The sequence below is a fragment of the Streptomyces sp. NPDC001093 genome, from assembly GCF_040298985.1.
Taxonomy (GTDB): domain Bacteria; phylum Actinomycetota; class Actinomycetes; order Streptomycetales; family Streptomycetaceae; genus Streptomyces.
In genome coordinates this window covers 1-4,757 of record NZ_JBEPBF010000257.1, presented here as the reverse complement: position 1 = coordinate 4,757, position 4,757 = coordinate 1, and the positions used below count along the sequence as shown (strand labels likewise).

The following is a 4,757-nucleotide window of genomic DNA, read 5'->3' as shown; positions in this document are numbered from 1 at the left end:
CCTCCGTGCGGTGCAGTCCTAGACAGCTCCACCACACCGGAGGTCTTCGCCATGATCAAGCCCTGCGGCTGTCAACAACGCTCGTGATCAATACATCTAGGCGCTGCGGGCTTTCGTCCGGAGCCAGGACCGTGCCCACTCGTCTGCGGGCGATCGCCCAACTCGGAGAGCGCGGGAAAGCCCGCCAGATCCTGGACCGGACAGATCACCTCAGCCTCAGACACCTTCCACAACGCTGTCCATCGCCGCCCCCAGCCCGAGCCCGTATCCAGACGAGCAGCCGCCTCCGCATCGACGGCGTAGCAGGTGGCGAGGTCATCCAGAGTGCAGCTGGGCGACCACACCGGTGCCGACTCCGCAGCAGCCGTACGAACGGGAGCCTTCATGCACCCAGCACAGCCCGAGCAAGCAGCACCCCATACCACTTCCCGCAAATTCCCGCAGGTGGGAGAACCGACCGCTACCCTGCGGGCCAACAGCACCGCGCAGAAAGGCCAACTGACACCGCTCATGGGCCGGATGAAGCGCTCGTGAGCGCAGTGGGCAGAGCCTGCACCCGCGCCCGCCCGGCATCCAAGGGCGTGTCAGCGGACGCCGCGAGGCGTGAAGGCGGCGCCCGCTCGCCGTCACCACCACGCGCCGCAGCGCCCCGGCCATCTGCTGATCACTCAACCTGACCCGCCGTCGCGTGGCGGGTGCGCAGAGGTCTCACGTGTTGGCAGAATGCTCTGGTGCAGCCTCTGCCGGTTCCCTGCCCCGCGCACCTCATCCCGGATGCCACCGGCACCGACGCCTTCCACGACGTCTACCGCGACGCCATGGCGCACAACGCCGTATTCGTCGCCATCGAATCCGAAAAGCGCCAGCGGTGGACCGTGAAGGCGGACACCCTCACCGCCGGCTCCGGCGACGCGGTCGCCGATACCGTCAACGAGGCAATCCGGGACGCGATCAGCCGCCTGATCCACAGCCATGAGGTCGACCTGGACGCCTACACAGGGCCGGTCTACTTCATGATGCACGGCGTGCGTAGCGAAGAACGCGCCCGTGAACTCGCGGCCGCACTCCACGCCGCCCTTTACGGCAACCTGGAACCCCTGGCCCGCGCCGTCCCTCCCGCACCCTGACGCGCACGCAACCCCCACGGCCGGCACCTCTGCGCACGAGGCGCACGGGCACGGGGCGGCTGCACCGCTGGGAGAACGATGCAGCCGGGTGGGCGGTCCCGCAGGATCCGCACACTCCGCGGGAGGTGCGGGCGCCGCCGGAGAATCGGTCCCGCCGCACCGCCCGTCCGGGTGGTCATCCCGCGGCCCATTCGGTGGCGGCCGGCTGCGGCACGCCAGCTGCGCACCATCGGTTCCCCGAACAGCTCATAGAGGCTCACCTGGGCAGGTCACGCACCACGACGGAGACCACCGCGAGGAGCACGGTGGCCACCGCGATGGCGACTATCACCGCCCGTCCGTTCCCCGACGCCAGCCGGTCCGTCGCGCGTTCATGCGCGCCGGCATCGTTGTGACGGTCCGGCCAGGGCGGGAGCCAGTACACCTCCAGCGAGGCCGCAAGGGGCTGCGCATCGCCGCCATTGTGAGCATCCACGCACTGCCAACGAACGGTCCGGCTCGTAGGCTGCGGCCATGACAGAGATCCACACCCCGACGCCCCGCGACGCCTTCGAGCTGCTGCTGGCCGGCAACCGGCGCTTCGTCGCCGGTACCCCTGAGCACCCCAACCAGGACGCCGCCCGCCGCGCCGAGACCGCCCCGTCCCAGCAGCCCTTCGCCGTGCTGTTCGGGTGCTCCGACTCCCGGCTGGCCGCCGAGATCATCTTCGACCGCGGCCTGGGCGACCTGTTCGTGGTACGCACCGCAGGCCACGTCATGGGCCCGGAGGTGCTGGGCAGCATCGAGTTCGGCGTGGACGTGCTGGGCTGCCCGCTGGTCGTGGTCCTCGGCCACGACTCGTGCGGCGCGGTCGGCGCCGCGTGCGCTGCCCTGGAGAACGGCATGACACCGGCCGGGTACGTCCGGGACGTCGTGGAGCGGGTGACCCCCAGCGTGCTGGCCGCGCGGGCCGCCGGACAGGTCGAGCCCGATCAGATCCTCGCCGAGCACATAAGGCACACCGCGGACCTGCTCCTGGACCGCTCCCGGGTCCTCGCCGACAAGGTCGCCGCCGGGCAGGCCGCCGTGGTGGGCCTGCGCTACCGCCTGGCCGACGGCAGCGCGCAGCTCGTCGCCGCCCGCGGCCTCGACGCCACAGTCCCCGCCGCGTCCTGACCGCCCCGGCCGTGGCTGCTCAGCGTGAATTGCCGCGGCCGCAGGACACGCCTATATACGTGGAGGAGGAACCCATCGGGTTCACCGCTTGATCATCCACGGGAGGGGGCGCCCGATGGCTCACGGAGCCGAATACGCGCCCGGCACCGTCCCCCGCGCCGACCTGGCGCGGGCCGCGGGCTGCGAGGTGTGCCGGGGATGGGGAACGGTCGTCACCGACGAGGGGCGGCACGAGCTGTGCCTGGACTGCCAGAGCGGTGGGCGCCCGGCCGACCCCGTCACGCATCCGCCCGGCCCCCGTCCCCGGGAGCAGTAAAGGCACGGCGTCGGTGCCGGTCACACGGTGGGCCGGGGCCCCGCGGCGCGGCGCAGCCGGTTGGCGATCGCCAGTCCCAGCCCCTCCTCCACCGGCAACGAGGCCACGATGAGGTCGCACCCCTGCTGGTCCAGCTCACGCAGGAACCCGTACAGCCCGCGGGCGTAGGCGCCCATCGAAGACGGGACCGTCACCACGGCGTGCGCCTTCACCGGGGTGCCGGCGAAGGAGGCGGGCAGAAAGACGCCCACCCGGTGCCCCAGCTCCTGCGCCCGCTCCGCCTCGGCGACGACATGCTCCGGCTCGACGAGGACGACCCGTGCACGCGGCGCGTAGTGCGACGGATGCTGGCCCGGCACCCGGACGCGGCTGGTGGCGGGGACAGCGACCGGGCGCCCCAGCACCGCTTCGAGGTCCTCGCGCGTCACCCCGCCCGGCCGGAGGATGCTCGGGATCTCGCCGGTGACGTCGACGATGGTCGACTCGACACCGACCTCGCAGGGGCCGCCGTCCAGCACGAAGTCGACCCCATCGCCGAGCTCGGCACGGACATGGTCCGCCGTGGTCGGGCTGACCTGGCCGAAGCGGTTGGCGGAGGGGGCCGTGACACCGCCGCCGAAGGCCGCCAGCAGCGCCAGTGCGACGGGGTGGTCGGGCACGCGCACCGCCACCGTCTCCAAGCCGCCGGTCGCCTCCAGGGGCACCCGGCGACCGCGCTGCAGGACCAGCGTGAGGGGGCCCGGCCAGAAGTGCTCGGCCAGCAGGCGCGCCGCCTGGGGCACGTCCTTCACCCAGTCGTCCAGATGCTCCGCGCCGCCGATGTGGACGATCAGCGGGTGGGAGGGCGGACGTCCCTTGACCTGGAAGATGCGCGAGACCGCAGTGGGATTCTCGGCGTTGGCGCCCAGACCGTAGACGGTCTCGGTCGGGAGGGCCACCAGCCCTCCGGCGCGCAGCACCTCGGCCGCCTTCTCGATGTCACTGGTCCTTGCCATCACCCGGCCCATCCTAGGAGCACAACGGACCGGCGACGGCCATGATCAATCTCAGTGCCAACCACGGTTCCTCACCAGTCGTCGAGGCCGCTGACGGCCTCAGCGGTGGCGGCCCGAGATGTCACCGCCGGGGTCGTCGGCGAGCATCACCGACCCGACCGTGCGCTTACCGACCGGCTCCCGGTGCACCTCGATCTCCTGACACACGGCCACGACGATCTCCAGGCCGTGCCGGCCCACCCGGCCGGGATCGGCGGCCTGGGCCACCGGAGGCACCGGTTCACTGTCCCAGACCGTGATCTTGATGGTGCCGCCGTCCACTTCCAGATCGAGCAGGCACGGCCCGGGCGCGTGCTCGCAGGCGTTGGTGATCAGCTGCACCATGCCCATCGCCCGGCCGGAGACCGAAAGACCGTGCTCTGCCTGCACACGCGCCAGGAAGCCGCGGGCGAGGTGGCTGGCGGCGGCGATGTCGGCGGGGCCGCCCTCGTACGCCGCCGACGCGGTCACCAGCGGCCTGAGGACCACCGATGCGTGGTCTCGGTTCGGGCAGCCTCATCCATGGTCACCGCCCTCTGCCTGAGCGTATTGGCCGTACGCAACGCGCCTACCCCAAACCCTCCGTGCAGGCACGCCGCGCGGCCCCTCACTGGACCGGCTCTATCGCACCCCACGCGGCTCTGTACGGGGACCTGGAGCCTTTGGCCCGTGCCCGTCTCTCCCCGCCCTGACGGGCATGCGCAACGCCCCGCCTGGACCCGTCGGCGGGTCGCCGTAGTAGGTCGTAGTTGGCGGCTCCGGAGCCCGCCCGAGGCGCTCCACCTGCGGATACGCAGCTCACGTCATGGTCTCGGCGCTTCCGCCAGTAACCGTGCACATCCGCCAACTACCGCGCACGGTCACAGGTGGTGGAGATCAGATGCAGGGAGCGCTCGCCGGCGGCGGCCTCTGTCCACAGGATCGCTCCGGTGGAGTGCTTCAGCCACGTGATCATTCTGGCCGTCCGGTGCTTCCCGGCACAGCAACGGGGCGACACATCACGACAGGGCGAACGTAGCTTGACGCGGCACTAGGGCCTGTGTGAGGTCGTGATCAATCTCGGGTTCTGGTCCCGTGCGGGGGCGGGATCTGGTAGGACGCTGGGTGTGACACGTAGGCAACTCA

6 protein-coding genes are annotated in these 4,757 nt (G+C 71.3%); 3 read left to right on the top strand and 3 right to left on the bottom strand.

Annotated features, from left to right (window positions below; genetic code table 11):
* The first annotated feature begins 731 nt into the window (after nucleotides 1–731).
* Nucleotides 732–1,127 carry a hypothetical protein gene (locus ABT288_RS49460; protein ID WP_351623372.1) on the top strand — a complete coding sequence of 132 codons (396 nt, stop codon included), beginning with the start codon at nucleotides 732–734 and terminating at the stop codon, nucleotides 1,125–1,127.
* A gap of 256 nt (nucleotides 1,128–1,383) precedes the next feature.
* Here ABT288_RS49460 and ABT288_RS49455 read toward each other — a convergent pair whose 3' ends face one another.
* The gene (locus ABT288_RS49455) at nucleotides 1,384–1,602 is read right to left on the bottom strand and encodes a hypothetical protein (RefSeq protein WP_351623371.1); all 219 of its coding nucleotides are present in this window, start codon (nucleotides 1,600–1,602) and stop codon (nucleotides 1,384–1,386) included.
* A gap of 38 nt (nucleotides 1,603–1,640) precedes the next feature.
* On the opposite strand from ABT288_RS49455, the gene ABT288_RS49450 reads away from it, so the two are divergent.
* Together ABT288_RS49450 and ABT288_RS49445 are read left to right on the top strand one after the other, a co-directional pair.
* On the top strand, nucleotides 1,641–2,282 hold the full coding sequence (locus tag ABT288_RS49450) for a carbonic anhydrase (protein WP_351623370.1): 642 nt from the start codon (nucleotides 1,641–1,643) through the stop codon (nucleotides 2,280–2,282).
* Nucleotides 2,283–2,397: 115 nt separating this feature from the next.
* Nucleotides 2,398–2,598, top strand: a complete 201-nt coding sequence (locus ABT288_RS49445) for a hypothetical protein (RefSeq protein ID WP_351623369.1) — start codon at nucleotides 2,398–2,400, stop codon at nucleotides 2,596–2,598.
* Nucleotides 2,599–2,618: 20 nt separating this feature from the next.
* Here the strand turns inward: ABT288_RS49445 and ABT288_RS49440 are convergent, their stop codons facing one another.
* Both ABT288_RS49440 and ABT288_RS49435 read right to left on the bottom strand, forming a co-directional pair.
* Nucleotides 2,619–3,593 (bottom strand): L-threonylcarbamoyladenylate synthase, encoded by a 975-nt coding sequence (locus ABT288_RS49440; protein WP_351623368.1) that lies wholly within the window; start codon nucleotides 3,591–3,593, stop codon nucleotides 2,619–2,621.
* A gap of 99 nt (nucleotides 3,594–3,692) precedes the next feature.
* A complete protein-coding gene (locus ABT288_RS49435; RefSeq protein WP_351623367.1) occupies nucleotides 3,693–4,121 on the bottom strand; it encodes an ATP-binding protein in 429 nt (142 codons plus the stop codon).
* Between the last annotated feature and the right edge of the window lie 636 nt (nucleotides 4,122–4,757).